The organism is Hafnia alvei (assembly GCF_964063325.1).
In the GTDB taxonomy this organism is placed as follows: Bacteria; Pseudomonadota; Gammaproteobacteria; order Enterobacterales; family Enterobacteriaceae; genus Hafnia; species Hafnia alvei_B.
The window spans coordinates 593,762-620,011 of sequence record NZ_OZ061315.1; the positions used below are offsets into that span (position 1 = coordinate 593,762).

At 51.1% G+C, this 26,250-nt stretch carries 29 protein-coding genes and 1 pseudogene; 10 read left to right on the forward strand and 20 right to left on the reverse strand.

Translation table 11 applies throughout. The features are described 5' to 3' along the window. Positions 1-75: 75 nt before the first annotated feature. The 4 genes from yrbN to yedF all read left to right on the forward strand — a co-directional run bounded on the left by yrbN (position 76) and on the right by yedF (position 3,758). Entirely contained in the window at positions 76-150 is a 75-nt protein-coding gene (gene yrbN, locus AB3Y96_RS02805; protein ID WP_102961607.1) for a protein YrbN, read from the forward strand. Further along, entirely contained in the window at positions 143-2,083 is a 1,941-nt protein-coding gene (locus tag AB3Y96_RS02810) for a DEAD/DEAH family ATP-dependent RNA helicase (protein ID WP_072307788.1), read from the forward strand. Before yrbN ends, AB3Y96_RS02810 begins: the two co-directional genes overlap by 8 nt. A 227-nt stretch (positions 2,084-2,310) precedes the next feature. Beyond that, a complete protein-coding gene (yedE, locus tag AB3Y96_RS02815; RefSeq protein WP_367298428.1) occupies positions 2,311-3,522 on the forward strand; it encodes a selenium metabolism membrane protein YedE/FdhT in 1,212 nt (403 codons plus the stop codon). Continuing rightward, positions 3,519-3,758 (forward strand): sulfurtransferase-like selenium metabolism protein YedF, encoded by a 240-nt coding sequence (gene yedF / locus AB3Y96_RS02820; protein WP_025798870.1) that lies wholly within the window; start codon positions 3,519-3,521, stop codon positions 3,756-3,758. The genes yedE and yedF overlap by 4 nt, the downstream gene beginning before the upstream one ends. Positions 3,759-3,788: 30 nt before the next feature. On the opposite strand, the gene AB3Y96_RS02825 is transcribed toward yedF, so the two are convergent. After that, positions 3,789-4,811: a luciferase-like monooxygenase gene (locus tag AB3Y96_RS02825; RefSeq protein WP_367298429.1), complete on the reverse strand. Its 1,023-nt coding sequence runs from the start codon at positions 4,809-4,811 to the stop codon at positions 3,789-3,791. 712 nt (positions 4,812-5,523) lie between these two features. On the opposite strand from AB3Y96_RS02825, the gene AB3Y96_RS02830 reads away from it, so the two are divergent. Then, entirely contained in the window at positions 5,524-6,849 is a 1,326-nt protein-coding gene (locus AB3Y96_RS02830; protein ID WP_072307784.1) for an amino acid permease, read from the forward strand. 50 nt (positions 6,850-6,899) lie between these two features. Then, positions 6,900-8,243: a serine dehydratase subunit alpha family protein gene (locus AB3Y96_RS02835; RefSeq protein WP_072307783.1), complete on the forward strand. Its 1,344-nt coding sequence runs from the start codon at positions 6,900-6,902 to the stop codon at positions 8,241-8,243. A gap of 64 nt (positions 8,244-8,307) precedes the next feature. On the opposite strand, the gene AB3Y96_RS02840 is transcribed toward AB3Y96_RS02835, so the two are convergent. Both AB3Y96_RS02840 and AB3Y96_RS02845 read right to left on the reverse strand, forming a co-directional pair. Then, entirely contained in the window at positions 8,308-9,186 is an 879-nt protein-coding gene (locus AB3Y96_RS02840; RefSeq protein ID WP_072307782.1) for a U32 family peptidase, read from the reverse strand. Between the two features lie 12 nt (positions 9,187-9,198). Further along, the gene (locus tag AB3Y96_RS02845; protein ID WP_367298430.1) at positions 9,199-10,194 is read right to left on the reverse strand and encodes a peptidase U32 family protein; all 996 of its coding nucleotides are present in this window, start codon (positions 10,192-10,194) and stop codon (positions 9,199-9,201) included. A gap of 302 nt (positions 10,195-10,496) precedes the next feature. Here AB3Y96_RS02845 and AB3Y96_RS02850 point away from each other — a divergent pair, with 302 nt between their 5' ends. Together AB3Y96_RS02850 and AB3Y96_RS02855 are read left to right on the forward strand one after the other, a co-directional pair. Further along, positions 10,497-11,018 (forward strand): SCP2 domain-containing protein, encoded by a 522-nt coding sequence (locus AB3Y96_RS02850; RefSeq protein ID WP_367298431.1) that lies wholly within the window; start codon positions 10,497-10,499, stop codon positions 11,016-11,018. Continuing rightward, positions 11,012-11,515, forward strand: a complete 504-nt coding sequence (locus AB3Y96_RS02855) for a GNAT family N-acetyltransferase (protein WP_367298432.1) — start codon at positions 11,012-11,014, stop codon at positions 11,513-11,515. Before AB3Y96_RS02850 ends, AB3Y96_RS02855 begins: the two co-directional genes overlap by 7 nt. A 59-nt stretch (positions 11,516-11,574) precedes the next feature. On the opposite strand, the gene AB3Y96_RS02860 is transcribed toward AB3Y96_RS02855, so the two are convergent. The 4 genes and pseudogenes from AB3Y96_RS02860 to AB3Y96_RS02875 form a co-directional block, all read right to left on the reverse strand. Then, entirely contained in the window at positions 11,575-12,879 is a 1,305-nt protein-coding gene (locus AB3Y96_RS02860) for a cytosine permease (protein WP_072307779.1), read from the reverse strand. A 21-nt stretch (positions 12,880-12,900) separates the two neighbouring features. Next, a pseudogene (locus tag AB3Y96_RS02865) lies at positions 12,901-13,590 on the reverse strand (helix-turn-helix transcriptional regulator). A gap of 25 nt (positions 13,591-13,615) precedes the next feature. Next, positions 13,616-14,026, reverse strand: coding sequence for a GNAT family N-acetyltransferase (locus tag AB3Y96_RS02870; RefSeq protein WP_072307777.1), 411 nt, complete (start codon positions 14,024-14,026; stop codon positions 13,616-13,618). 342 nt (positions 14,027-14,368) lie between these two features. After that, positions 14,369-14,668, reverse strand: coding sequence for a GIY-YIG nuclease family protein (locus AB3Y96_RS02875; RefSeq protein WP_072307776.1), 300 nt, complete (start codon positions 14,666-14,668; stop codon positions 14,369-14,371). A gap of 68 nt (positions 14,669-14,736) precedes the next feature. Between AB3Y96_RS02875 and AB3Y96_RS02880 the strand changes: the two genes are divergently transcribed. Next, entirely contained in the window at positions 14,737-15,177 is a 441-nt protein-coding gene (locus tag AB3Y96_RS02880; protein ID WP_367298433.1) for a YhbP family protein, read from the forward strand. Between the two features lie 116 nt (positions 15,178-15,293). Beyond that, the gene (locus AB3Y96_RS02885; RefSeq protein ID WP_072307774.1) at positions 15,294-15,926 is read left to right on the forward strand and encodes an NAD(P)H-binding protein; all 633 of its coding nucleotides are present in this window, start codon (positions 15,294-15,296) and stop codon (positions 15,924-15,926) included. Positions 15,927-16,077: 151 nt separating this feature from the next. Here AB3Y96_RS02885 and phnP read toward each other — a convergent pair whose 3' ends face one another. The 13 genes from phnP to phnD form a co-directional block, all read right to left on the reverse strand. After that, the gene (gene phnP / locus AB3Y96_RS02890) at positions 16,078-16,893 is read right to left on the reverse strand and encodes a phosphonate metabolism protein PhnP (RefSeq protein ID WP_367298434.1); all 816 of its coding nucleotides are present in this window, start codon (positions 16,891-16,893) and stop codon (positions 16,078-16,080) included. Between the two features lie 2 nt (positions 16,894-16,895). Beyond that, positions 16,896-17,354 carry an aminoalkylphosphonate N-acetyltransferase gene (gene phnO, locus AB3Y96_RS02895; RefSeq protein ID WP_367298435.1) on the reverse strand — a complete coding sequence of 153 codons (459 nt, stop codon included), beginning with the start codon at positions 17,352-17,354 and terminating at the stop codon, positions 16,896-16,898. A 39-nt stretch (positions 17,355-17,393) separates the two neighbouring features. Then, positions 17,394-17,951 (reverse strand): ribose 1,5-bisphosphokinase, encoded by a 558-nt coding sequence (phnN, locus tag AB3Y96_RS02900; protein ID WP_367298436.1) that lies wholly within the window; start codon positions 17,949-17,951, stop codon positions 17,394-17,396. Next, positions 17,951-19,087: an alpha-D-ribose 1-methylphosphonate 5-triphosphate diphosphatase gene (gene phnM / locus AB3Y96_RS02905; RefSeq protein ID WP_367298437.1), complete on the reverse strand. Its 1,137-nt coding sequence runs from the start codon at positions 19,085-19,087 to the stop codon at positions 17,951-17,953. Before phnM ends, phnN begins: the two co-directional genes overlap by 1 nt. A 12-nt stretch (positions 19,088-19,099) precedes the next feature. Continuing rightward, on the reverse strand, positions 19,100-19,789 hold the full coding sequence (gene phnL, locus AB3Y96_RS02910) for a phosphonate C-P lyase system protein PhnL (protein WP_072307770.1): 690 nt from the start codon (positions 19,787-19,789) through the stop codon (positions 19,100-19,102). A gap of 9 nt (positions 19,790-19,798) precedes the next feature. Then, the gene (gene phnK / locus AB3Y96_RS02915) at positions 19,799-20,605 is read right to left on the reverse strand and encodes a phosphonate C-P lyase system protein PhnK (RefSeq protein ID WP_367298438.1); all 807 of its coding nucleotides are present in this window, start codon (positions 20,603-20,605) and stop codon (positions 19,799-19,801) included. Beyond that, the gene (locus tag AB3Y96_RS02920; protein ID WP_072307768.1) at positions 20,602-21,465 is read right to left on the reverse strand and encodes an alpha-D-ribose 1-methylphosphonate 5-phosphate C-P-lyase PhnJ; all 864 of its coding nucleotides are present in this window, start codon (positions 21,463-21,465) and stop codon (positions 20,602-20,604) included. Before AB3Y96_RS02920 ends, phnK begins: the two co-directional genes overlap by 4 nt. After that, positions 21,458-22,543, reverse strand: coding sequence for a carbon-phosphorus lyase complex subunit PhnI (locus AB3Y96_RS02925; RefSeq protein WP_367298439.1), 1,086 nt, complete (start codon positions 22,541-22,543; stop codon positions 21,458-21,460). Before AB3Y96_RS02925 ends, AB3Y96_RS02920 begins: the two co-directional genes overlap by 8 nt. Beyond that, the gene (phnH, locus tag AB3Y96_RS02930; protein WP_367298440.1) at positions 22,527-23,126 is read right to left on the reverse strand and encodes a phosphonate C-P lyase system protein PhnH; all 600 of its coding nucleotides are present in this window, start codon (positions 23,124-23,126) and stop codon (positions 22,527-22,529) included. Before phnH ends, AB3Y96_RS02925 begins: the two co-directional genes overlap by 17 nt. Beyond that, complete coding sequence (gene phnG / locus AB3Y96_RS02935) at positions 23,126-23,599, reverse strand: phosphonate C-P lyase system protein PhnG (RefSeq protein WP_367298441.1); 474 nt, start codon at positions 23,597-23,599, stop codon at positions 23,126-23,128. The genes phnH and phnG overlap by 1 nt, the downstream gene beginning before the upstream one ends. Then, the gene (gene phnF / locus AB3Y96_RS02940) at positions 23,600-24,325 is read right to left on the reverse strand and encodes a phosphonate metabolism transcriptional regulator PhnF (RefSeq protein WP_367298442.1); all 726 of its coding nucleotides are present in this window, start codon (positions 24,323-24,325) and stop codon (positions 23,600-23,602) included. A 20-nt stretch (positions 24,326-24,345) separates the two neighbouring features. Then, complete coding sequence (gene phnE / locus AB3Y96_RS02945; RefSeq protein ID WP_025798923.1) at positions 24,346-25,140, reverse strand: phosphonate ABC transporter, permease protein PhnE; 795 nt, start codon at positions 25,138-25,140, stop codon at positions 24,346-24,348. A 75-nt stretch (positions 25,141-25,215) separates the two neighbouring features. Further along, complete coding sequence (phnD, locus tag AB3Y96_RS02950; RefSeq protein WP_367298443.1) at positions 25,216-26,232, reverse strand: phosphonate ABC transporter substrate-binding protein; 1,017 nt, start codon at positions 26,230-26,232, stop codon at positions 25,216-25,218. Between the last annotated feature and the right edge of the window lie 18 nt (positions 26,233-26,250).

The window sequence follows — 26,250 nt, forward strand, 5'->3', positions numbered from 1 at the left end:
TTGCTTTATCACCTCCTTGAGGTGAGGGCTTTTTGTTCGTTATTTAATCTAATTTGAGCCGGTTCACACTTTTCAATGAAAATCATTGTCCATTTTCTAGACGAGTTATGTAGACTGGCCGCCATCAATGAGGCACGTGTACATGGCTGAGTTCGAAACTTCTTTTGCTGACCTAGGGTTAGCTGCACCAATTATCCAAGCCCTGACAGATCTGGGCTACGAAAAACCGTCTCCTATCCAGGCGGAATGTATTCCTCACCTTTTAAATGGCCGTGACGTTCTGGGTATGGCTCAGACTGGTTCCGGTAAAACAGCGGCGTTCTCTTTACCGCTGCTGCACAATATTGATCCAAGCCTGAAAGCACCACAGGTGCTGGTTCTGGCTCCAACTCGTGAGCTGGCAGTTCAGGTTTCTGAAGCGATGGCTGACTTCGCTAAACACATGAACGGCGTAAACGTTGTTGCTCTGTACGGTGGCCAACGCTACGACGTACAGCTGCGCGCTCTGCGTCAGGGACCACAAATTGTTGTGGGTACTCCTGGTCGTCTGCTTGACCACCTGAAACGTGGCACCCTGAACCTGTCTAACCTGAGCGGTTTGGTTCTGGATGAAGCTGATGAAATGCTGCGTATGGGCTTCATCGAAGACGTTGAAACCATCATGGCGCAGATCCCAGCACAGCACCAAACGGCGCTGTTCTCGGCAACCATGCCAGAAGCTATTCGTCGTATTACCCGTCGCTTCATGAAAGAGCCACAGGAAGTACGCATTCAGTCAAGCATCACTACACGTCCAGACATCAGCCAGAGCTACTGGACTGTGTTCGGTATGCGTAAAAACGAAGCGCTGGTTCGCTTCCTTGAAGCTGAAGATTTTGATGCTGCAATCATCTTCGTACGTACCAAAAATGCCACTCTGGAAGTTGCAGAAGCGTTGGAACGTAGCGGTTACAGCAGCGCTGCATTGAATGGCGATATGAATCAGGCTCTGCGTGAGCAGACTCTGGAGCGTCTGAAAGACGGTCGTTTGGATATCCTGATTGCAACTGACGTTGCTGCACGTGGTCTGGACGTTGACCGTATCAGTCTGGTTGTTAACTATGACATCCCTATGGACTCAGAGTCTTACGTTCACCGTATCGGCCGTACCGGTCGTGCTGGCCGTGCTGGTCGCGCATTGCTGTTCGTTGAGAACCGCGAACGTCGTCTGCTGCGCAACATTGAACGCATCATGAAGCTGACTATTCCAGAAGTTGAAATCCCGAATGCTGAATTGCTGGGTCAACGTCGTCTGGCTAAGTTTGCCGCTAAAGTTCAGCAGCAGCTGGAAAGCAGCGATCTGGACAAATACCGCGATCTGCTGACTAAACTGCAGCCGGAAGATGAGCTGGATATGGAAACTCTGGCCGCGGCATTGCTGAAAATGGCACAGGGCGAACGTCCACTGATCCTGCCACCAGATCCAGTTATGGAACGTCGTCCACGTCGCGAATTCCGTGACCGTGACGATCGCAACGAACGCGGCGGTGATCGTTTCGCTCGTCGTGGCGACCGTGAGCCACGTGAACCACGTGAAGCCCGCGAAGGCGCAGCCCCACGTCGTGAACGTCGTGAAGCTGGTGATATGGAACTGTACCGTATTGAAGTTGGCCGTGATGATGGTGTTGAAGTTCGTCATATCGTTGGCGCTATCGCTAACGAAGGTGATATCAGCAGCCGTTACATTGGTAACATCAAGCTGTTTGCTTCCCACTCAACTATCGAGCTGCCTAAAGGTATGCCAGGTGATCTGCTGTCTCATTTCACCCGTACCCGTATCCTCAACAAGCCGCTGAACATGCAGCTGATGGGTGATGCTCCGGCACGCGAACCACGTCGTGAGCGCCCAGCAGGCGATCGCGGTGGCCGCAACTTCGGTGGTGGTCGTGAAGGTGGTGAGCGTCGTAACTTCGGCGGACGCGATGGTGCACCTCGTCGTGATGACCGTCGCGGTAGCAGCGATCGTAGCGCAGCACCACGCGGCCCACGTCGTGATGATGCAGCACAGCCGCCACGCCGTCGTACTCCTAGCAACGACGCGTAATCGCGCTGTTCTAAACTAGAACATATCAAGCCAACCCTCGGGTTGGCTTTTTTTTTGCTTTTTATTTATCGGCTTTTCTCTATCTGGCTGCTTTCTGTGTAGTTATTCCCATAAGTTTATTTCTTGCCTTTGAAATACGTTTTATCGGCGTATCATGCTTGGCGATTGAGGGTGACAACCTCAAGACAGTTCCCCGGTCGGGGGCTGCTATAACAAGGGGATACTTCATGTCTTGGCTAAACTTCAAACAGCAATACCTCATAAAATTTTGGGCACCGCTCCCTGCGGTTATTGCCGCAGGCGTTTTATCGACTTACTACTTTGGTATCACCGGTACGTTCTGGGCTGTGACGGGGGAGTTTACCCGCTGGGGCGGTCACGTATTACAGCTATTCGGTGCTCATCCCGAGCAATGGGGCTATTTTAAAGTGATTGGGCTTGATGGCTCACCGCTGGATCGCATTGATGGCATGATGGTTATCGGCATGTTCGGTGGCTGTTTCGCAGCCGCGCTGTGGGCTAATAACGTGAAACTACGTATGCCGCAGCATCGCATCCGTATCTTTCAGGCCGTACTCGGTGGAATGATTGCCGGTTTTGGCGCTCGTTTGGCAATGGGCTGTAACCTTGCGGCGTTCTTTACTGGAATTCCTCAGTTCTCTCTTCATGCATGGTTCTTTGCATTAGCAACGGCGGTGGGTTCCTATTTCGGTGCTCGTTTCACTTTGCTGCCGATGTTCCGTATTCCGGTTAAGCTGCAGAAAGTCAGTGCGGCGTCTCCGTTAACACAGAAACCAGCTCAGGCTAAGCGTCGTTTTCGTTTGGGCATGATCATTTTCTTTGCTGTGATCCTATGGGGCGGTTTAACCGCAATGAATGCGCCTAAGCTAGGTTTAGCCATGCTATTTGGCGTAGGCTTTGGCTTGTTGATTGAGCGTGCCCAAATCTGTTTTACCTCAGCATTCCGTGACTTGTGGATCACTGGCCGCACTCACATGGCCAAGGCCATCATCATTGGTATGGCGGTGAGCGCTATCGGTATTTTTAGCTATGTACAAATGGGTCTACCACCAAAAATTATGTGGGCAGGGCCAAATGCGGTACTGGGTGGCCTGCTGTTTGGCTTCGGTATTGTACTGGCTGGCGGCTGCGAAACCGGCTGGATGTATCGCGCCGTTGAAGGGCAAGTCCATTTCTGGTGGGTTGGTTTTGGTAACATTCTGGGCGCGACCATTTTGGCTTATTACTGGGACGATTTGGCGCCATCTTTAGCAACGTCATACGACAAAGTAAATCTGCTGCAAACCTTTGGCCCGCTGGGTGGATTGCTGGTGACTTACCTTATGCTGCTGGCGGCATTTTTGTTGGTTGTAGCGTGGGAAAAACGTTTCTTCCGCACTAAAACTCAGGTGAACAGCGCTGTTAAGGAGATCGCATGAAACACGCAGAGATTATTCCAGACTACCGTTTAGATATGGTCGGTGAACCGTGTCCGTACCCTGCGGTCGCTACATTGGAAGCGATGCCCAATCTTAAACCGGGCGAGATTTTAGAAGTGGTGAGCGATTGCCCTCAGTCTATTAATAATATCCCGCTGGATGCCAAGAATCACGGTTACACCGTGCTCGACATCCAACAAGATGGTCCAACTATTCGCTATCTCATTCAGCGATAAACCTGCGCTGGCTAAGGCGCACTAGGTGTCTTAGCCAATCAGTTCAGGAATGCTCAGATGAGGTTTTATGTCGGCAACAATCTCAAAAGATCTCAGCCGCGCCTGATGATCAAAAATCTGCCCGTTAACCATAATTTCATCCGCCTGAGTTTCTCTTAGTAACGCTTCCAAACCGCTCTTCACTTGGGCGGGGTCGCCCACCACAGACATTCTAAGCGCCTGTTCAACGCCGTATTGCTCGCCGCCGCTCCAATAGTCGGAAATGTCTTGTACTGGGGCTGGTAAAGGCCCCGGTTTGCCACGACGAAGATTAATAAACTGCTGCTGCATTGAGGTAAACAGGAAGCGTGCGTCGCGTTCGCTATCGGCGGCGACCACGTTGATGCAAACAATCGCGTATGGCTTAGCCAAAGCCGCCGATGGTTGGAACTGGCTACGGTAAAGCGCCAGTGCCTGATGCAGCATATCGGGAGCGAAATGTGATGCAAAGGCAAAAGGTAATCCGAGCTTAGCGGCGAGCTGTGCACTGTAAAGGCTTGAGCCCAATAGCCAGATAGGGATATGCAAACCTTGCCCAGGCACGGCTTGTACATGCTGATCCTCGGTGACTTCGGCAAAGTAGCGCTGTAGTTCGAGCACGTCTTGAGGGAAATCGTCAATTTCTCCGTGTAGGCTACGACGTAGAGCCATCATGGTTCTCTGGTCGGAACCGGGCGCACGGCCTAGCCCCAAATCAATGCGTCCCGGATAGAGTGACTCAAGCGTGCCAAACTGTTCGGCAATCACCAATGGGGCATGGTTGGGTAGCATCACGCCCCCAGAGCCGACGCGAATAGTTTTGGTTCCACCAGCGATGTACCCAATCAGCACCGACGTGGCGGCGCTCGCTATGCCGGTCATGTTGTGATGTTCAGCCAACCAGTAGCGATGAAAACCCCAATTCTCAGCATGCTGGGCCAGACTCAGCGAGCGATGAAATGCATCACGGGCCGTTGCTCCCGTGGGGATTGGAGACAGGTCGAGAACTGAAAAAGGTACGGAACGAGAAGTCATAACATTATTCCTATAAATAGACCAATCGGTCTGGTTTTAGGTTGATGTTAATCATATGTAATAATTAATCAATAGCTGGCTGTGGATTAGCGTGCTATTCCAATGGATGAGTTTGAGCCAAAATCGAAGCCTGAACCGCTTATGCAGAAAATCTAGTTTAATATTCCAACTGTTTTCATTTATTCAACAAACTACAGAGTAAATGGCTGATGCGAGAGTTCTTATCGTTTATTGTGTGATACCCATCATGTTAGTAAGGCTTTGTTCTTTGATTTTCTACTCACATCAACTTGCTGCATATCACAAAAATTTCCTATGCCGTTAAGACGTTACATCTTGAGTTAAGACGCATAAAATAAAATTTCATTATTATTCATATGATTAGGAGTTTTCGTATTTGCACTTAGGTCAGTGCTTGTATAAAACTGGATTTTTAGAGTTAAATTTTTAGTTTTATTCTCTTTTTGGAGAATGTTTTTCTCATGAATCGCCATTATGAGGGACATAGTTGAAAAAATATTCTCCATTTACCGGCGTATCATTTCTGCATAATAAAAAGCCTGCATATTACGTCTGTACATTAAAAAGAAAATAAAACCTACACATAAAAATACCCAAAATAATTAGAACTGCGTTGAGACTGCAGTGAACTACCGCACTTAGCAGTAATGCAGTTTGAAGTATGGCGGGAATATGGCGAGCGAGAATTATTATGGAAACAGCATCAGAGAATAGCAGTATCGTTGTGAACGATCTTTCTGCCAATAGTCGTGGAGGCATGTCCGAAAGCGAATGGCGTGAGGCTATTAAGTTTGATAGTACGGATGCCGGCTGGATCATTATGAGTATCGGCATGGCAATTGGTGCCGGCATTGTCTTTTTACCGGTTCAGGTTGGGCTAATGGGGCTATGGGTTTTCTTACTCTCTTCCATTATCGGTTACCCTGCGATGTATTTATTCCAGCGTCTATTTATTAATACGCTGGCTGAATCTCCAGAGTGTAAAGATTATCCGAGTGTAATCAGCGGATACTTGGGTAAAAACTGGGGTATTTTGTTAGGTGCATTATATTTCGTTATGTTAGTTATTTGGATGTTCGTTTATTCAACGGCGATTACTAATGATAGTGCATCCTATTTACATACTTTTGGCGTAACGGACGGGCTTCTTTCTGAGAATCCGTTTTATGGTTTGGTGCTGATTTGTATTTTGGTTGCCATTTCATCTCGTGGTGAAAAACTATTATTTAAGCTCTCCAGCTTTATGGTTCTTACAAAGCTTTTAGTAGTAGCCGCATTAGGCGTCTCGATGGTGGGTATGTGGCATCTGCACAATTCAGGGGCGCTACCGCCGATGGGGCTGCTGATTAAAAATGCCATCATTACGTTGCCGTTTACTCTAACGTCTATTCTGTTTATTCAAACTCTTAGCCCGATGGTGATTTCTTACCGCTCTAAAGAAAAATCACGCGAGGTTGCTCGCCATAAAGCGCTGCGAGCAATGAACATTGCCTTTGGCGTTTTATTCGTCACGGTATTCTTCTATGCGGTCTCTTTCACCTTGGCGATGGGGCACGATGAAGCGGTTAAAGCCTACGAGCAAAATATCTCGGCTCTCGCTATTGCTGCGCAATTCTTCCCTGGCAGCTGGGCAACGGTAGTCAGCGTTATCCTGAATATCTTTGCGGTAATGACCGCCTTCTTTGGCGTTTATTTAGGCTTCCGTGAGGCAACGCAGGGTATTGTGATGAACATTCTACGTCGTCGTATGCCTGCGGAGAAGATCAATGAAAAATGGGTTCAGAACGGAATTATGCTGTTCGCCATTCTACTGGCTTGGAGTGCCATCATTCTTAACGCACCAGTTTTAAGCTTTACCTCCATCTGTAGCCCGATATTTGGGATGGTTGGCTGCTTAATTCCCGCTTATTTGGTCTACAAGGTGCCTGCATTGCATAAATATAAAGGAACTTCGTTGACCATTATTATCATTACCGGGTTGCTGTTATGTGTTTCTCCATTCCTAGCCTTCTCCTAATAAATTAAAAACTGAATATTTTTTGTAGTCTTGTTATTAAGGTCTGAATTATGAGCAAGTATGAAAGCGAAAATCTGTTGTGTACCGAATCACGTGATGAATTGTGGAGTGAGTTTATCCGTGCGGTACAGCAAGAAGTTAAGCCCGCAGTAGGCTGCACAGAGCCAGTTTCTTTGGCGTTGGCTGCTGCCGTTGCCGCTTCATATCTTCCAGAATCCGTTGAACGTATCGAAGCACGTGTTTCGCCTAACCTAATGAAAAATGGTATGGGAGTCACCGTGCCCGGTACGGGGATGGTTGGGTTGCCGATCGCCGCGGCCGTGGGGGCGATGGGTGGCGATGCCAGCGCAGGGTTGGAAGTGCTCAAGCATGCAACGCCAGAGTCGATAGCGGCAGGGAAGTCGCTTCTGGCGAGTGGAGCCGTCACCGTGGGTATCCAACAACCGTGTGAGCACATTTTATTCTCTCAAGTTACTGTGTTTGGCCCAACGGAGTCAGTCTGTGTCACGATTGCCGATGGTCATACCAACGTCATCAAAATCGTCAAAAACGGTGATGTACTGTTTGATGCTTGCCATAACGCAGATAACAGCGGCGAAGAGACTTGCCAAGAAGGTTATTGCCTGAAAAAAGCGTCGTTAAAACAGGTATTTGATTTTGCGGTTAACGTGCCGTTGGCGCGGATCCATTTTATTCTAGAAGCCGCCACCTTGAACAAGGCGCTGTCGTTAGAAGGTCTCAGCCACCAATATGGTTTGCATATCGGTGCGACGCTTCAGCGCCAGCGCGAACGTGGGTTATTGGCGCGTGATTTACTCACCGATATCATGATCCGCACTTCTTCAGCCTCTGATGCACGTATGGGCGGCGCGGTAATGCCGGCTATGAGTAATTCAGGCTCGGGGAATCAGGGCATTGCAGCTACCATGCCAGTGGTGGTGGTGGCTGAGTACCTCGGTGCCAGCGAAGAACAACTAACCCGTGCGTTAATGTTGTCACATCTCACGGCAATCTATATCCATAGCCAGCTGCCAACGCTTTCGGCGCTCTGTGCCGCGACAACGGCGTCAATGGGGGCGGCGGCAGGGATCGCATGGTTGATTGAAGGGCGCTATGAAACGGTAGCCATGGCAATTAGCAGCATGATTGGTGACGTAAGCGGCATGATTTGTGATGGCGCATCGAATAGCTGTGCGATGAAAGTATCAACCAGCGTGTCAGCCGCCTATAAAGCCGTGCTGATGGCGCTGGACAATAGCTGTGTAACGGGTAACGAAGGCATTGTGACCGACGATGTCGATCGCTCGATCGCTAATCTCTGCGCGTTAGCCTGCCACTCGATGCAGCAAACGGATACGCAGATTATTGAGATTATGGCTAAGAAAGCATCGTAATAACGAGTGAGAATGGCCAGTATGAAAATGGGAGCCTTGGCTCCCATTTTTTATAAACAGAGGGTTACTGAACTAATTCGAGCCCGGCAACGCGCTGCCAATAGCCGTTGCAGTCGGCGCGATTTTCCAAGGTTAATGGCTGAGCACCTTGTTCATTAGCGCGGAACTGACTCAGCACGCTGAGCGTATCCATACTTTCTGGCGATAGACGAACGATGTCGACTAATCCCTGCATTTCCAGTTGGTTATTGCCAAGGTTATAGCAATATCCACTCTGCGTCTGAATACCATTCAGCACAAATACCTGCTGATTTTCCTGCGATAACACGCGGCGACCTTGAGGGTATTTGATACAGCAAGTTTCGCACTGATCTTTAGGCAAATCTTCCGAACGTGCGGTAAAGCAGCGGGCAGAATAGGCCAGAGGGAGATGACCATAGCTCAGCACTTCCACTTCAAACTTATTGCGGATGCCCAGATCTTCGCACTGAGTCATCACGTTTTTAAGCCAGTCATGAGAAAGCTCAACCGGCATACACCAACGCATCATGCCTTGTTTGTGCAACAAGCGCAGCGTGACGGCGTTGTAGCAGTTCAACGCATGCCCTGCCACAAACGGTAATTTGCGCTCGGCGGCCATGTTTACCGTGCCCAAATCGTTGGCCTCAATCAGGAAATCACCGTTTTCAACATAGCGCTTCAGTTCATTAAGCTCGGAGGGCGCCTGCAGCAGCGCAAGCGTAGAGATAACAACCTGTTTGCCCGACTGTGCCACCTGTTTGGCAACGTCCAGCCAATCTGCCACTTTCATTTCACGGCGCTTAGAACAAACGGTTTCACCGAGGTAGATAATATCGGCTTCGCTTTGCGTCGCGGCTTGGTAAAAACGTTCAATTTCGGCTTTTGGCCAGTAATAGAGCACGGCTCCTAGAGAATATTTCATGCTTTCAGCTCCTTACTGCCATTTCCGGTGATAGGCACCCAACGTGGTTTGAGTTCCTTCTGCCATTGCGCCAAGGCTATCCATCCAGCTTTGTTCTGCTTTATAGCCTTCCGGATCTTTTTGGCAGCGATCGATAGCCTGACGCCATACTTTCGCCACTTGGCTCACGTAGGCAGGGCTACGTTGGCGGCCTTCAATTTTCACCGAGGCGATATTTGCCCCGAGCAAATCAGGCAGAAGCTCAAGGGTATTTAGGCTGGTAGGTTCTTCAAGTGCATGATATTTCTCGCCGTCCACCATATAGCGACCCTTACACAGCGTTGGATAACCGGCGTTCTCGCCATCTTCATAGCGATCGATAAGCACGTCATTCAGGCGTGATTCCATGCCTTGAGGAGTTTGCTGCCAGCGAACATAGCGAGCCGGAGAGCAGGCCCCAACGGTGTTTGGTGACTCACCTGTGAGGTAAGAGGACAGATAACAGCGCCCTTCAGCCATAATGCACAGGCTGCCAAACGCAAAGACTTCCAGTGGAACTTCGCTGCTGCGGGCCAGCTGTTTCACCTGATGAATCGACAGCACGCGCGGTAGCACCACACGAGCTACGTCAAAGTGCTGTTTATAGAAACGGATAGCTTCGTCATTGGTTGCCGATGCCTGAACGGACACGTGACGTTCCACGTGGGGATAGCGCTCGGCGGCATATTCGAGCATGGCAAGATCGGCTAAAATGAGCGCGTCGGCTCCCAGCTGCGCCGCCATATCGACAGCACGCTCCCAGCGGGCATAGCCGTCAGGATGGGCAAAAGTATTAATCGCGATGTGCAATTTGCGGTTGTGGCGGTGCACATAGCTAACAGCTTCCTGAAGTTTTTTCTCGGTGAAGTTCAAGCCAGCGAAATGCCGTGCATTGGTATCATCTTTTAAACCGATATAAACGGCGTCTGCGCCGTTATCGATCGCTGCCTTCAGGGCAGGTAAGTTTCCGGCGGGGCAAAGCAACTCCATATATCATTCCTGAACAAGCCACGTTAGCGATGAGTGGCAATTAATGACAACAGGTGATCGATTGAACCCTGAGTGATAATTTTAATGGCGATCATTCTAGATAACCCATTCATCAGCCGTTTTGATTTGAGGCAGTTTCTCGCGTGTTGACAGCAGCAACATGGCGGTTATTCTTTACCCAAATTATTTTCGCTCTCTATGTGTGCCAAACTAATAAGGGTTCGTTTTGTTGATATAGCGCGCTGTCTTACGCTGTTAATGTGGCAAAATACCCGCACCCCGTGTCAAAAGGAGTCACTCCAGTGTTGGAAAAATTACGAGCACGTTTAGTGCGTCAAGGCCCGGCGTTTTTAAGCGTCCCGTTAAAATTCACGCCGTTTGCTTTGCAACGACAAGTGCTGGAACAACTGCTGGGCTGGCAATTTCGTCAGGCGCTTGAGGATGATGAGCTTGAGTTTCTGGAAGATCGTTGGCTGAAGGTTGAGGTACGCGATCTTGGCTTAAAGTGGTTTGTCACCGTTAACCAAGGCAAATTGCAGGTCAGCCAGCATCAAGAGGCCGACGTAAGCTTCAGCGCAGATGCCAACGATTTGATTCTGATTGCAGCCCGCAAAGAAGATCCTGATACGCTGTTTTTCCAACGCCGCTTACGTATTGAAGGTGATACTGAGCTTGGCTTATATGTCAAAAATTTGATGGATGCGATAGATTTAGATGCTATGCCTAAGCTGCTGCGTTTTGGTCTGTTACAGTTGGCTGAATTCGTTGATGCAGGCATGAAAGAAGCATCACCGCCCGCTACCCAAGAGGTTTCACCATGCTAATTCGCGTTGAAATTCCTGTTGATGCTGCTGGTATCGATCAGCTGCTACGCAACGCGTTCCCAACCAGTGAAGAAGCGGAGCTTGTACAGCGTCTGCGTGAGGATGGCCTGTTAACGCTAGGCGTTGTTGCCACCGATGAAGAGGGCGGCGTGGTTGGATACGCGGCTTTCAGCCCGGTTTATGTTGATGGTGAAGACCGCCAATGCGTAGGTCTGGCGCCGGTGGTGGTGGATGAAGCCCACCGCCGTCAGGGGCTGGCAGAAAAAATCATTTATGAAGGTTTAGACTCCCTGAATGAATTTGGTTATTCCGCCGTTGTTGTGCTCGGTGAACCGGCCTATTTCAGTCGTTTTGGTTTTCAGAATGCCGCAGAACATGGCCTGCGTAGCCGACTTCCGGGCACAGAAGCGTCGTTTCAGGTTTACCCATTAGCCGATGGTGAAATGGAAAACTGCAAAGGGGTAGTTGAGTATTCTGCCCCGTTTGGACGCGGCTGAGTTTGAAACCTATGGATACTCCCCATTTTCAGGGAGTATCCAGAGTTTATGAGGCAAAACTAGGCGGTTTCTGTCTCAACAGGCTTTTGATTGCGATTGACGGCGATTTTAAACAGCCAATATATCAAGCTGGCGGCAAGCAACGAATTGATCGTTGGAATGCCCCATTCGGTGACCAGCCCGACAATACTCCCGACAATGCTGGCGATAATGGCAGCCCAACCAATAACCGGTGTTTGGGTGTCATCTGGCAGTTTTCCTTCTGCGCGAGTCTTATCCAAAATGTTACGATGCGAGCGCAGGATAAAATAATCCACCAGCATAATGCCGATAATCGGTGGGAAAACTACGCCCAGCACGGTCAGAAAATCCACAAACCGATCCAAAATACCCAGCACCGAAAGCGTGGTCCCCAATACGCCAATCACCAGCGTGGTAGAGATGTATTTCAGCCTCTTGCCGGTGAGCCCTTCGACCGCATTCACGATACCGAGTGAAGACGAATAGAGGTTGAGATCGTTAACTCTTAGCGTTGAGAACACGACGACCAGCAAACCTGCACCACCCGCCGCTTGAGCCATGATCGTCACGACGTCCGCGGTGCCTAAGGTCTTGGCTATCAGAATCGCCAAGCCATTGATAATAAACTCCCCGGCCACGATGGTGGCGATAGTGACGCCCAACACATGTTTTTTGTTTTTAGAGTAACGCGTTAAATCGGGCGTCATCAGACTGGCAACAATCGCGCCACCAACGACGATCGTAATACCGGCGCTGATAGATAGCGGTTCGCCATGCGGAGCCAATTGCATAATTTCAGGCAAATTATGGCCAGATAAAACATTAATGGAAATATAGGCGACCAGCAGAATAAACATCGGTACGGCGATTCTGGCTGCAATGCGCAATGCCTTGAAACCAAATGCGACCAAGATGGTGAGGAAACTGCCGGATAAGGCCGCAGCCCAGCCAAAGCCCAGCTTGTGGCCGAGTGCAAAGTCCAAGGATTTAGCAAAAATGGCGTTTTGGATCCCAAACCAGCCGAGCAAACTGACGGCGACCACCACGCCGATCAGCACCGAACCCAAACGGCCAAAACCACACCAGCGCGCCAGCAGGCTGCCGGATATTCCTTCGCGCATACCCGCCAAGCCGAGACCGTAGGTGACAACGCCAAATATGACGCTGCCGATCAGGATTGCCGTAAATGCATCAGTTAGCGACATGGAATTACCCAATACCGCGCCAAGCATGAACTGATCTAGCGCGGTCAACATACCCATATGAACCATAGCAACGCTTAAAAATGAAACCCTTTTATCCTGAGGCACTCTGCTCAATGGATAATCTTCAATTTTGATCACGATAAGGTATACCCTTGTTATTTAGATAAACTGAATCCCTTTTGCCACTAGCCGGTCGGGAATATAATTATCCAAATGCGCAACTTTGCAAAACTCCTCAAATTGTTGCTGCGTATGGACATCAGATTTTTGGTAAATGGTATATATTCTGTTTTCTATTGTTTTGGTACTAATGTTATATATTTTTGCGATTTCTTTAACCGAGCGCCGTTGCAACATTAAAAATATGACGTCTAATTCAGAACGAGTGAACGTCGTATTAATAATTTCAGTGGTGAGAACACTGGGCTTCTGCTGATTTATATATTTGAAAGGAGACAAGCTATTAAGCGGTTTGGCATTCCACATCACGCCAATTAGTTCTTTTTTTTCATTGAAAATAGGCAGCTTTTCACTGATATAAGGCATGAGGAATTATTTCCCGTACCAGTAATGTGTTTCTATTACTGTGACGCGATCCTGAGATTCTTCAGTTCTTTTATCGTGCTCTATAAATTCAGGAGAGAGCTCGGCCCAATGGGCGGGGAATTCATCGTCCCTTTTACCTTCGATATCGAAATCAAGGGGGGTATTGGTATAGAGATAAGCTGCCTGATTCATATAGACATGGCGGGAGTGCAGATCTTTGATGCCCCACGGTTCACTCAAGTGTTCCATCATGGCAATCAGGCCCTTGAAATAAATTTCATTATTTTTATCGGGCAAATCCATGACCACCTCTTCGCTCAAGAATGTATCAGATTTCTTTCGCCAGATAGTGCCGAGTAAATCTATGGGCATATCCGCCTAAATCACCATATACACGATAGCCTAATTTCTCATAGAAACCTCTGGCCTGAAAATCGAAGGTATCGACATAAGCCATATGGCAGCCGCGCTTCAGCGCTTCTTTTTCAGCATTTTCCATCAGTTGGCGGCCATATCCACTTTTACGGTATTCGTCGCTGACCCACAGATATTGAACCTCGAGACCTCCCCACCAAGTTCTTGCAACCAAACCCGCAACGATTTTTCCCTTGTCGTCAGTAACGGTCAAAAATAACGGATGAATATCGACGGCTTCGGTTTTGCTATTGTGGGCCCAGAGACTGTCAATGACAAACTCTTCATCCTGTGGGTTTGGCTCATCCGTAATATTGATGTTCATTGTGAAAGATACCTTTGCATGTAAATAATTAGGGGTGTAATTAAAGAAATTGGGCTAAACCACTTTTAGTATCACTTTTATTAAAGTGTTACAAGGGTGGTTTTCACCCGTTCCCGGACTGATGCTTAATGTTTATATTGAACGTGACAGAGCTAAACAAATAACAACGTGCCTCGTAAACATTCGCTGTTTGTTGCGCTCTGTCTGAAGATGCTGATTTCGCCTCACCAGGGCACTATATAGAAAAACCAGCCGTTCTTTACGGCTCCACCGATAGAGCAACAATAAATTGCCAAAGGGGAGCCGCATATTTTTTCAACATTAATAAACTTCGTTGTTCAATTACACTTTTTCAAACCATTCCTCTAGCATTTCTGGGTTTTCCGTCACCAATTTCTCTTTCTGTGCTTTATTTAGCTGCTTGATACGATACTCCAACCGCAAAGCTTGCCCTCTCTCGCCCACGATGCACGAAAATGCCAGCTGTAATGGCCCCTTACCGCGCAATGCCTTCGCACCTGTTCCGCGCTGATGCTGCTGGTAGCGGCGTTCTACATCGGTAGTTACACCGGTGTAAAGTGCGCCTGATGCGGTGCGTATGAGGTAAAGATGCCAGTGAGTTTCATGAGGTTCGGTGGTCATTAGGATTTAATCAGTTAGCCGTTTCATGACATTATACCCTCATCTACCATGGCCTGTGAGACCAACCCATGACGACTGATAAAGAGCATATTTGCCGCTTTCTGCGCGCCCAGCATGTGTTAACACTCGGAACCTGTTGGGAAGGGGAAATGTGGTGCGCCAACTGTTTCTATGTCTTTGATGAAGATCGTATGGCGCTCAATTTCATGACGGAAACGCGTACCCGCCACGGTGGGATGCTGCTCAAAAATCCTCAGGTAGCAGGAACAATAGCGCATCAAACCAAAACCATTGCGCTGATCCGTGGGCTGCAATTTTCTGGCGAGGCCATGATATTAGAAGGTGAAAACGAGCGTCTGGCGCGTAGCCGCTATTATCAACACTTCCCCACGGCTCGTTTAATGTCAGCGCCTATCTGGCAGCTTGCGCTCAACCAGATAAAAATGACGGACAATAAATTAGGCTTTGCGAAGAAAATTCGCTGGGAGCGAACTTCTGAGCAGGAATAACGGCAACATGATCATGACGACAATAGAGAAGTTAGATATATATCACTGAAACTAATTGCTTGAAGTCCTTACCTGTCGCTTTTCTCGCGTTATACTCAAAACAGGGAGGAAAACGGATGAAAATTTTATTGTTAGGCGCGACGGGCTTAGTTGGAAGTGAATTACTCAAACTTCTAGAACAGGATCCGGGCATCAGCAAAATCTATGCCCCAACGCGTAAGCCCTTACCGCCGTCAGAAAAACTGGTGAATCCGGTCGCAGACGATCTGTGCGCGACGATGGCAACATGGACGACCCCTATTGATATCGCATTTTGTTGCTTGGGTACCACGCGCAAAGATGCCGGCAGCGATGCCGCATTTCGCTATGTAGACTACACGCTGGTGGTTGAGTGTGGGTCGGTGGCGCTAAAAAATGGCTGCCAGCACTATTCAGTGGTGAGTGCGCTTGGCGCGAATCCACAGTCTTCATTCCTCTACAGCCGGACCAAAGGGGAAATGGAGAAAGCGTTAGAGCTGCAAGCATGGCCGCATCTCACAATAGTGCGGCCATCAATGCTACAAGGCGACCGGCCAAAACCACGATTGCTAGAGCAAATTTCAGAACCTATCTTTAAGCTGCTGCCTGAGAAATGGAAAGCCGTCGAAGCTTCAGCTGTGGCGATGGCGATGCTGAAATCTGCACGTCATCCAGCACCGTATCGTTTGCAGATCATCGAATCAGAACAGATTCAAAAATATTCTCAATAGAGCTTAAGCCCGATTTTAGGGGGAGCATGCCGATGGGGTCGTAGCGGCGTAAGCCGCCGACAACTTTGCCAGGAGCAAAGTTGAACAACGCTTCAGCGTTGCCCTTTAGGGAGGAACACATGGATGTGTTCCGTAACCGCCCCGCGGTATGCTAGACCCGTGTATCTCGGTCTTCTAAACGATCGACATTACAATCATAGTCACTCTCATCTGCGGTCAGCGTTAATCCATCTCTGGCCGCTTCAATACCTTCGGGGAGTGAATTCTCTCGCATCCACAGGTCAAACTGATGGCTAATGTGGGTCAGCCAAATTTTCTCGCAGCCTATCCGCTGTTTTAACGCTATCACCGTATTGAGATCGCTATGGTTTTTCGGCGTGCTTGGGCGTGGCTCATGGCTACAGTCGATAATCATGATTTCAGGCGGCTGCTGGCACAAAAAATCTGCGGTAGCTTCTGGCAAACCTGCGGTATCCGTCAGATAGGCGATTCGATGATGGGGCGTTGTGAATAGATAGCCAAAAGTGAGTTTCGAATGATTAAGCGGAAGCGGTGTGATGCTCAGTCCTTGCAGCCAGATGGTTTCAAACGCCGTGAGCGTATGGTTGAAATCGAGTATGCCGGGGTGCTTAAACAGATCGTCACAGCCCATTTCATCCGGCGGCCCATAGACGGGAATGGATTCACCTACGCCCCAGCGCAGCGGAAATAATCCCTGAACATGATCCATATGGTAATGCGTCAGCAGAAACTGGCTAATTTGTTCAGGCGTAAACTGTTCGGTTAGGTCGTTCAAACCTGCGTCAATCAGCGTTCGGCTACCGTTATATTCCAGCATGGCGCTACAGGGTTTTCGCCGATACTGCGGCTGTTCTCTGGCTTGCTGGCAAACAACACACTGGCAGCCAAAAGCGGGCACCTGTTGTGCTCCGCCGGTGCCTAAAAACGTGAAAGTAAGCGTAGACATCGTTACTGATCCGACAGTGGTTTAACGAAGCGAAAATGCGTGTGAAGATAGCCTTCTCGCTGATAAAAACGATGTGCGTCATAACGCGTTGCACGCGTGGACAGCTCGGTCTGCTCCGCCCCTAATTCACGCGCCGTATCTTCCGCCCAACGCAACAGCCGCTTACCCACGCCAGCGCCACGCGCCTGCGGCGTAATAATCAGCTCCTGAATTTCGGCAATCCAGTTGACGTGATGCAGATGATATTGCAGATGAAGGCTAATAAATCCCAGCACCTCGGCGTCCTGTGTGGCTAACGCATAGTGCATATTCGGATTGGCCAAATTGAGCGCATAGCCTTTGGCGAAAGCGAGGCGGTCGAACTCACATTGCTCCAGCTCACACATCAGGTGATACACCGTGCCTTCATCCAGCGCGGTGGCGGGGCGTAATAGGATATTGGGAGAAGTCGTCTCTGGCATACAGAACCTCTGTGCGATGGCTAAACAAAAAAACGAAAATTAAACGGAAACAGCAATAGTGTGTTCTACGAGGCGCAAAAACTCCCGCAGCGTATGCTGCAACTCATCATTATTATTCAGATAATCACAGCGCGTGCTTTCCGGTAATTGGTACTCCTGCGCACGTTGTAAACGTTGCTCTATTTGCAGCGGTGTTTCGCGTCCACGCGCCAATAATCGCTGGCGTAAGGCGGCTTGAGAAACCTGTAAACACACGGCCTGCATTCGATCGCCGTAGCGCTCGCGGGCGGTGGGCAGATGGGCGCGAGAACCGTTGACCACCACGTTTATCCCCTGAGCCAACCACTGATCTATTTCTATACCTAACCCATAATGATGCTGATTAGCCTGCCAGTGCAGCGCAAAAAGTCCTTGGCTGCGCCGCTGCATAAATTCGTTCTCACTGAGCTCGATGTGATTTTCCGAGCCTGCATGACAGGCCCGAGTAATATAGCGATGGGCGACGAGCAGCGGAGCGGTTTGCTGTTCGCGTAACGCCTGAAGCAAGCTGTCTTTACCTGAGCCCGACGCGCCAACCAGATAAATTAATTTTGCCATTAGAGCACCCGCATCCCTTCACGCCAGACGTGATTCACATGAATATGTTCGCCGTGGCGTTGAGCTAATACCAAATCCGCTCTTTTGCCTTCCGCAAGCACGCCGCGATCGGACAGCCCCAGCGCTTTTGCCGGATTGCGCGTCACTAATGACATCGCCTGAGGCAGCGTAAACGTATTGTTCTCGCTGGCGGCGACGCAAAACGCGGCGTCCAGCAGGCTAGCGGGATAATAGTCGGATGACAGAATGTCCAATACGCCAAGTGACGCCAATTCATGAGCCGCAACGTTACCGGAATGCGAGCCGCCCCGCACAATGTTGGGTGCGCCCATCATGACCTGCAGGCCGCGTTGATGTGACGCGTGCGCCGCCTCTACCGTGGTGGGGAATTCGGCAATCACGCTGCCCAACTGATGTGATTCATCGGCATGTGCTTCGGTGGCATCGTCATGGCTGGCGAGCGCAATACCGCGCGTGCGGCAGAGTTCAGCGATGGCATGGCGATTGGGCTGTGACCAGCGTTCGGCATTCTCCAACTGTTCACGTTCATAGGCATCCATCTGCTCATCGCTGAGATGGTATTTTCCCTGAAAGTATTCGCGATATTTCTGCGGGTTGACGAACTGGCGCTGCCCAGGTGAATGATCCATCAATGAAACCAGAGACACGCCGCGTTTCTCCACCAGTTGTTGAAACAGCGGAAGCGTGCTGTGATGGGGCAATTCACAGCGTAGGTGCAGACGATGCTCGGCACGATTCACGCCGCGCTGCTGGCTGTCGATCACCGCGTTAATCATTTTTTCCAAGTTATCCAAGCGATCGCCGCCGTCGCGCACGTCACCCAACGCTACGGCATCAAGCACCGTGGTGATCCCACTGGCAATCATCAGCGCATCGTGGCTGCTCATGGCTGAATGGGCAGGCCAACTAACCTTGGGACGCGGAGTGAAAAACTTGTCCAAATTATCGGTGTGTAGCTCAATCAAACCGGGCAGCAGCCAGCCGCCGTTGCCATCTATGGCTTCAGGCAAGCGGCTCTCGCTGTCGGCAAAGGCGCGGATCACGCCGTCTTGAACTTCAAGCGAACCTGCCACCACTTCATTTTCCAGCACCAGTTTTACATTGTTCACGATCATGGTTTTGCTCCGCTATTCAGTCATCACATGCAGACGATCTGCAACATGGTCGCGCACGGCTTCATCATGGAAGATCCCGACGATAGCGGCACCACGTGCTTTGGCTTGATCGATTAAACTCACTACCGCAGCGCTGTTGGCGGTATCGAGCGACGCCGTGGGTTCATCGAGCAACAAAATCGGATAGTCGACCACGAATCCACGGGCGATATTTACGCGTTGCTGCTCGCCGCCGGAGAAGGTAGAAGGTGCCAGATGCCAGAGACGTTCGGGAACGTTGAGATGGGTTAATAACGCCGCCGCTTTTTGTTCGCAGGCCTGACGTTCGTAGCCCAGCTCAAGCATCGGCTGCATTACCACGTCTAATGCGCTAATGCGTGGGATCACGCGCAGAAACTGACTGACCCAGCCGATAGTTCTGCGGCGTACCGCGAGGATCTGCCTTGCGGGAGCCTGCACCATATCCAGCCATTCACCCTGATGCTGTACCCAGATACTGCCTTCATCGGGCAGATAGTTAGCATAAAGCGACCGCAACAGCGTTGATTTCCCGCTGCCCGAGTGACCGTGTAAAACCACGCATTCACCGGCGCTAACCTCCAATGACGCGCCTGAAAGTACCGGCAGATGAATACTGTTTTGATGATGCAGCACAAAGGTTTTGCTCAGATTCTCTACGCGTAAGCGTGTTGTTATGGTCATGATTTTCACTCAGTTTTGTAAAACAGAAGAAACCAGCAACTGGGTATACGGATGATGAGGATCGTCCAATACGCGATCCGTCAGCCCGCTCTCAACCACTTTGCCTTGCTTCATCACCAGCAAACGATGCGCCAGCAGGCGAGCAACGCCGAGATCGTGAGTCACGATCACCACGGCTAATTGGAGCTCGACCACCAGCGTACGCAGTAGATCGAGCAGGCGCGCCTGCACTGAAACATCGAGCCCGCCGGTGGGTTCATCCATAAACACGACGCGTGGATGAGTCACCAGATTGCGGGCGATTTGCAGTCGCTGCTGCATGCCGCCTGAAAACGTGGTGGGTAGATCGTCGATGCGCGTCGCTGGGATCTCCACGTCCTCCAGCCAACGCATGGCTTCGGCGCGAATATTGCCGTAATGACGCTGGCCTACGGCCATTAAGCGTTCGCCGATATTGCCACCGGCCGAAACGTGCGGGCGCAGCCCGTCGAGCGGATGCTGATGCACCACGCCCCATTCGGTGCGCAGCAGGCGGCGGCGGTCGCTTTCGCTCATGGCGTATAAATCCTGAATGCCTTGGGCGCTTAAATAGCGAATTTCTCCCTGCTGCGGGGTGAGGCGCGCAGAGATGGATTTCAGCAACGTTGTTTTACCGGATCCCGACTCACCAACGATCCCCAACACTTCGCCTGGATAGAGATCGAAAGAGACATCGCTAAAGCCTTTGCCCGGCGCATACAGGTGGGTCAGATTGTTCACGGAAAGCAGCGGCAGATCGGCGGCTGGCGCTGAGAAGATCGAGTCTGTGGCGTTCATTGCGCGTTGGCCTCGCTGTGCTGGCGGCAAAAGTCAGTGTCGGAGCAGACGAACATTCTGGAGCCTTGATCGTCGAGTACCACTTCATCCAAATAGCTGTGCGGCGATCCGCAAATCGCGCAGGGCTGATCCCATTGCTGCACGCTGAACGGATGATCGTCAAAGTCGAGGCTTTCCACTTTGGTGAACGGGGGCACGGCGTAGATCCTTTTTTCGCGTCCGGCACCAAACAGCTGTAGCGCGGGCATCATGTTCATCTTGGGATTATCAAATTTTGGGATGGGGGAGGGAGCCATCACATAGCGATGATTCACCTTCACGGGGTAATCATAGGTGGTCGCGATGTGGCCAAAACGCGCGATGTCCTCATACAGTTTTACCTGCATAACGCCATACTCCTCCAGCGCATGCATTTTTCGCGTTTCGGTTTCACGTGGTTCGATAAAACGCAGCGGCTCAGGCATCGGAACCTGATAGATGATGATTTGATCTTGGCGCAGCGGCGTTTCAGGTATGCGGTGGCGAGTTTGAATCAGCGTGGCGTCGGCGGTCACTTCTGTGGTGTTAACACCGGTAACTCGCTGGAAGAAACGGCGAATCGATACCGCATTGGTGGTGTCGTCTGCGCCCTGATCGATCACTTTTAAGGTATCTGCTTCACCAATCACGCTAGCGGTAAGCTGAATTCCGCCGGTTCCCCAGCCATAGGGCATCGGCATTTCGCGTCCGCCAAAGGGCACTTGGTAACCGGGGATTGCCACGGCTTTGAGGATCGCTCGGCGGATCATACGTTTGGTCTGCTCATCGAGATAGCCGTAGTTATAGCCCGCTAAGCTGTAACCGGTTAGCACGTTAGTCATGTGCATTCTCCTGACGGTCATTGAATTCCTGTTGTAAACGGTGGAGTAATTCCAGCTCGGCTTGAAAATCAACGTAGTGCGGTAATTTAAGGTGGGAGACAAAACCAGCGGCTTCTACGCTATCGGCATGCGCCAGCACGAACTCTTCGTCCTGAGCGGGGCCGTTGATCTGCTCTTGGTAATCGGGTGCCTGAAGGGCGCGATCGACCAGCGCCATCGCCATCGCTTTACGTTCGCTCATGCCAAACACTAAGCCGTAGCCGCGAGTGAAATGCGGGGCATCATCTGGCTGGGCAACAAAGCCGTTGACCATTTCGCATTCGGTCAGCAGCAGCTCGCCAATATCAACGGAAAAGCCCAGCTCTTCGGGCGTAATGCTCAGGCTGACATAGCCGCTGCGAATTTCTCCCGCAAACGGATGGTTGCGCCCATAGCCGCGCTGGGTGGAGTAGCCCAGCGCCAGCAGATATCCCTCATCGCCACGCACCAACTGCTGTAAACGCGCAGAGCGAGAGCAGGGATAAACCGGCGGCGTGCGGGTGATATCGTCTGGCTCGGCGCCGCTGTCGTGTTCCGCGCGTGCCAAGCCTTGCTGCGCCAACATGCTGAAGACGTGTGGGCTATGCGATTCGTTCATAGCCTCATCGCGGTTGATTTCCGGCGTTTCGCCGTTGGCTAACAGCGTGAAATCTAACAGCCGATGGGTGTAGTCGTAGGTGGGGCCGAGCACTTGGCCACCGGGCAGGTCTTTATACACCGCTGAAATGCGGCGCTCTAAACGCATATCCTGCGTGTTCAAGGCATCGCTGACGGCCAGGCGCGGTAATGTGGTGCGATAAGCGCGCAGTAAAAAGATGGCTTCAACCAGATCGCCGCTGGCCTGTTTGATCGCCAGCGCGGCAAGCTGCCTATCGTAGATCCCGCCTTCGGTCATCACGCGATCGACGGCTAACGCGAGCTGCTGATCGATTTGATCAACGCTGAGTTCATTGAGCTGAGGCGATCCGCGACGCTTCTGTTCTTGCAAACGGTGGGCGGCGGCAATGGCTTTTTCGCCTCCTTTAACGGCTACGTACATCGAACACCTCCACGAGCGTGGTGCGCGGTATGGCAAGCAGACGTTCGCCGCAGGTAAAGACGAAATCGCAGCCCAGCGGGAAGCTGTGCGAACGTTCGGTTAAAGCGTTGAGCACGACGTCTGAAATTTGGGGCGCAATCATGCGCTCTTCTAAAATACCGGGGCCGGTGAGGCGCAACATATGGCCACCGCTGAGGCTTTTTACCTGCACAATCACCGTGGCGCTGGTTTCCGGCGAAACATCTTCACCTTGCGCAAAATCAGTCAGTTGTTCAGCGGTAACCTGTTCATTCACGACCGCAAAGGTTGCCAGTGAAGGTTCGACGGCCAGCGGAGCACCGGTATGAAAGCGCAGGTTTTGCTGTGCGGTTTCGGAACTGAGCTCGGGCGCGAACCATACTGGCGTATCTTGGTCACTCAGAGTTAACAGTACGCTGGTGGTGGCGCTGTTGAGCGGTAGCCAGCCTTCTGGCGTGTTAATTAAATTCACGATCACGCCGGGTTCGCTCATGGCTTTCAGCAGGCAGCGAAAGTGGTTTTGTGCATCATGCACGGGCAATGTAAAAGCGGTCATTAACGTCATTAGTTGTCTCCGCGAACCAGAGTGAAGAAGTCCACTCGGCTCGCTGCAATTTCTTGGGCGCGCTGCTGGTGTCGTTCTTGTTGCAGCGCGGCGAGTGGGTTAATCAGGTTTTCCAGCAAAGCCATGTTGTGCTCGCGTTCTTGCAGCAGGGCATCGATTAACGCGCAGCGCTCGGCGTGAGATTTGTCGCGGCCAAGCTGATAGCTGTAGCCATAGGTGCCGCTGCTGAGCTGAACGACTGCGCGGGTGAGCGTGGCGTCGCCGAGGAAGAAGCGCTGGCCGCTTCCGCCGGTACGCGCCTGTATTTGGGTGAGGCCGGTTTCTGCGGGGCGAATATTTTTCCACTCCAGTGCATTGAGATGCAGGGCATCCCACAGCGGATTAAGGTCGTCAGGCTGGCTGTGCGCCAGCGTTGCCATCCAGCGTTGGCGCTCAGCGATTGAAAAATGTGAGTGAGACGGTATGGCGTCCATTTAGTGCTCCATGGTCAGTTCGATCATGTCGGCACGCGTCAGGCTAACGGAATACTCCGCAGGCTGTGGCTGGCCTTCACAGTGATTTAAGGTACGAACACACATCAGCGGTGCATGAGTGGCGATTTCTAACAGTCGGCTCTCTTTGGCCTGTGCGCGGCGTGCGCTGATGCGGGTTTGAGTGCGGCTGAGTTCACGGCCAAGATGCTGCTGGATATAGCCGTGCAGCGAACCGCTGGTGAAGTTTTGCAACGTGCCCCACCAGCTGAGATCCGGTAGGAAATGGTCGATAACGCATACCGGAACGCCGTTTACACGGCGCAGAGTGCGCAGATGAATAACCTGCTGACCTTCTTCCATTCCTAGCGCATCGGCAATATGGCTAACGGTAGGGCGAAGCACCGAGATCAGCCGCTCGCTGGTGGGATGGCTGCCCTGTTCCAATAGATTCTGGCTAAAGCGAGCCTGTGAGTGCAGCGGATAATCAAACGGACGCATCAACACTAAAACGCCCACGCCTTGACGACGTTGTACCCAGCCTCGAACCACTAACTCATCAATGGCGCGGCGCAGAGTGTGACGATTCACATCGTAACGCTCAGCGAGTTGATGCTCTGCGGGAAGATAGTCCCCGCACTGATAATGCTGGCGAAGGTCTTGTTCCAATAACGCCGCAATTTCTTGATAGCGGGTTGGAAAACTGGTCGGATGTCTAGATAAGTGCATAACAAACAAAGCCTCTTTAATCAGATGAAGTGCTTGCGTAGACGTTGAGACATAAAATCCAGCAGGCTGACCGTGACGATGATGAACACCATCAGTGCGCAGGTTTGCTGGAACTGAAATCCGCGGATGGCTTCCCACAGGGTGACGCCGATACCACCGGCACCCACCATGCCCACCACGGTGGCGGAGCGAACGTTGGATTCAAAACGATAGAGTGAATAAGAGATCCACAGCGGCATAACCTGAGGAAGAACGCCGTAGATGATCTCTTCCAGTTTGTTGGCACCGGTGGCTTTGACGCCTTCAATTGGGCCCGGCTCGATGGCTTCGACGGCTTCAGAAAACAGCTTCGCCAAAACGCCGGTGGTGTGAATAAATAACGCCAGCACGCCAGCAAAGGGGCCAAGACCGACAGCCACCACAAACAGCATGGCGAATACCATTTCGTTAATCGCGCGGCAGGCGTCCATCAGTCGGCGAGTCGGTTGGTAGATCCACCAAGGCACAAGGTTTTCAGCGCTCATTAGCCCCAGAGGAATGGAAAGCACGATGGAAAGCGCGGTTCCCCAAACGGCTATCTGGAGGGTTACCAGCATTTCGCCAAGATATTGCTGCCATTGGCTAAAATCGGGCGGGAAGAAATCAGCGGCAAAGGTCGCCATATTGCCAGCATCACGAAACAGCGTGAGCGGGGCCATTTCCGCGCCGTGCCAAGACCAAGCGAGAACCGCAAGTAGAATGGCGCCGGTGAAAAGGCTAAACCAGCTACGCTTTTGCTCGGGCACTAGGGCTGCGGTGGATTGAGTGGTTTGCATCTGTATCTCCAATTTGGTGTCACTTTTCTCCTAGCTCAGCTTTTCTGCATGCAGAGCTAGGAGGCGACGGCCAAATTACTGAGTGGCTGTTTTCAAACTGTTCATGGCGTTAAGCGCCGAGCTCAGACGATCGAGATCGTCCATTTGAGCCTGTAGCGCCGCGGTTTTTGTGGCTTTGTCGGTTGGGCTTAAGCCTTCGTTGGCTTTGATCGTCTGAGTTTGTTTAAACAGTGAGAGCTGGCGGATGGGAACCAGTTGGAGATCGCTGGATGGGCGGAACGGTGCCCAGCTCAAGCCTTTGAGAACCTGCTGCTCTTCCGGCGTTTTGCCGTAATTCATAAAGAAGCCGTAGATCTTTTGTTTGGCATCTTCTGACAGGTTTTTACGCCACACGATCGGGTCGCCAGGGATCAACGGTGATTTCCAGATCACTTTCAGATCTTTGAATTTCTCTGGTGCCGTGATCTTCAGACGATCGAGGTTTTCGGTATTGTTGGTTGCCACATCCACCTGCTTGTTAGCTACGGCGAGCGCATTGGTTTCGTGGTTGGCGTTAACGGTGCGTTTAAAGTCGCTGGCGGCGGTATTGTTCTTGGCGAAAACGTAATAGCCGGGGACTAAATAACCGGAGGTAGAGTTGGGATCGCCGTTGCCGAAGGTAAGATCTTTCTTCTTGGCCAGCATGTCTTGAACGTTATTGATCGGGCTGTCTTTATTCACGATCAGTACGCTCCAGTAGCCTGGTGAACCATCTGCGGCCACGGTTTGTGCAAAGACTTGCCCGTTGGCACGATCGACGGCTTCCATTGCTGAGAGGTTGCCGTACCACGCGATATCGACTTTGTTAAAGCGCATTCCTTGGATGATGCCCGCATAGTCTGGGGCGAAGAAGGCATTCACCTTCATGCCCAGTTTTTTCTCCATATCCTTGAGGAATGGGTCCCACTGCGGTTTTAGGTTTTGTTGGGATTCCGTCGAAATAATGCCGAAGTTGAGCGCCGGAGCCTGTTCTTCAGCGTGTGCTGTGCTAAGCAGGGTACAGACGCTGAACATGCTGGTGAAAGCCAGCGCGGCTACCGTTTTGTAAGTCATGTGATGACTCCCTATGAG

Coding starts and splice junctions, on each gene's coding strand:
- phnH (WP_367298440.1), bottom strand. CDS start 23,126: ATGACGTTAATGACCGCTTTTACATTGCCCGTGCATGATGCACAAAAC.
- phnL (WP_072307770.1), bottom strand. CDS start 19,789: ATGACCATAACAACACGCTTACGCGTAGAGAATCTGAGCAAAACCTTT.
- phnD (WP_367298443.1), bottom strand. CDS start 26,232: ATGACTTACAAAACGGTAGCCGCGCTGGCTTTCACCAGCATGTTCAGC.
- phnO (WP_367298435.1), bottom strand. CDS start 17,354: ATGCCAGAGACGACTTCTCCCAATATCCTATTACGCCCCGCCACCGCG.
- AB3Y96_RS02840 (WP_072307782.1), bottom strand. CDS start 9,186: ATGAAATATTCTCTAGGAGCCGTGCTCTATTACTGGCCAAAAGCCGAA.
- AB3Y96_RS02925 (WP_367298439.1), bottom strand. CDS start 22,543: ATGTACGTAGCCGTTAAAGGAGGCGAAAAAGCCATTGCCGCCGCCCAC.
- phnK (WP_367298438.1), bottom strand. CDS start 20,605: ATGAACGCCACAGACTCGATCTTCTCAGCGCCAGCCGCCGATCTGCCG.
- phnN (WP_367298436.1), bottom strand. CDS start 17,951: ATGGCAAAATTAATTTATCTGGTTGGCGCGTCGGGCTCAGGTAAAGAC.
- phnG (WP_367298441.1), bottom strand. CDS start 23,599: ATGGACGCCATACCGTCTCACTCACATTTTTCAATCGCTGAGCGCCAA.
- AB3Y96_RS02875 (WP_072307776.1), bottom strand. CDS start 14,668: ATGACCACCGAACCTCATGAAACTCACTGGCATCTTTACCTCATACGC.
- AB3Y96_RS02835 (WP_072307783.1), top strand. CDS start 6,900: ATGAGCAAGTATGAAAGCGAAAATCTGTTGTGTACCGAATCACGTGAT.
- AB3Y96_RS02845 (WP_367298430.1), bottom strand. CDS start 10,194: ATGGAGTTGCTTTGCCCCGCCGGAAACTTACCTGCCCTGAAGGCAGCG.
- AB3Y96_RS02885 (WP_072307774.1), top strand. CDS start 15,294: ATGAAAATTTTATTGTTAGGCGCGACGGGCTTAGTTGGAAGTGAATTA.
- AB3Y96_RS02830 (WP_072307784.1), top strand. CDS start 5,524: ATGGAAACAGCATCAGAGAATAGCAGTATCGTTGTGAACGATCTTTCT.
- phnP (WP_367298434.1), bottom strand. CDS start 16,893: ATGTCTACGCTTACTTTCACGTTTTTAGGCACCGGCGGAGCACAACAG.
- yedF (WP_025798870.1), top strand. CDS start 3,519: ATGAAACACGCAGAGATTATTCCAGACTACCGTTTAGATATGGTCGGT.
- AB3Y96_RS02880 (WP_367298433.1), top strand. CDS start 14,737: ATGACGACTGATAAAGAGCATATTTGCCGCTTTCTGCGCGCCCAGCAT.
- yedE (WP_367298428.1), top strand. CDS start 2,311: ATGTCTTGGCTAAACTTCAAACAGCAATACCTCATAAAATTTTGGGCA.
- phnM (WP_367298437.1), bottom strand. CDS start 19,087: ATGATCGTGAACAATGTAAAACTGGTGCTGGAAAATGAAGTGGTGGCA.
- AB3Y96_RS02870 (WP_072307777.1), bottom strand. CDS start 14,026: ATGAACATCAATATTACGGATGAGCCAAACCCACAGGATGAAGAGTTT.
- AB3Y96_RS02920 (WP_072307768.1), bottom strand. CDS start 21,465: ATGACTAACGTGCTAACCGGTTACAGCTTAGCGGGCTATAACTACGGC.
- phnF (WP_367298442.1), bottom strand. CDS start 24,325: ATGCACTTATCTAGACATCCGACCAGTTTTCCAACCCGCTATCAAGAA.
- AB3Y96_RS02810 (WP_072307788.1), top strand. CDS start 143: ATGGCTGAGTTCGAAACTTCTTTTGCTGACCTAGGGTTAGCTGCACCA.
- phnE (WP_025798923.1), bottom strand. CDS start 25,140: ATGCAAACCACTCAATCCACCGCAGCCCTAGTGCCCGAGCAAAAGCGT.
- AB3Y96_RS02825 (WP_367298429.1), bottom strand. CDS start 4,811: ATGACTTCTCGTTCCGTACCTTTTTCAGTTCTCGACCTGTCTCCAATC.
- AB3Y96_RS02855 (WP_367298432.1), top strand. CDS start 11,012: ATGCTAATTCGCGTTGAAATTCCTGTTGATGCTGCTGGTATCGATCAG.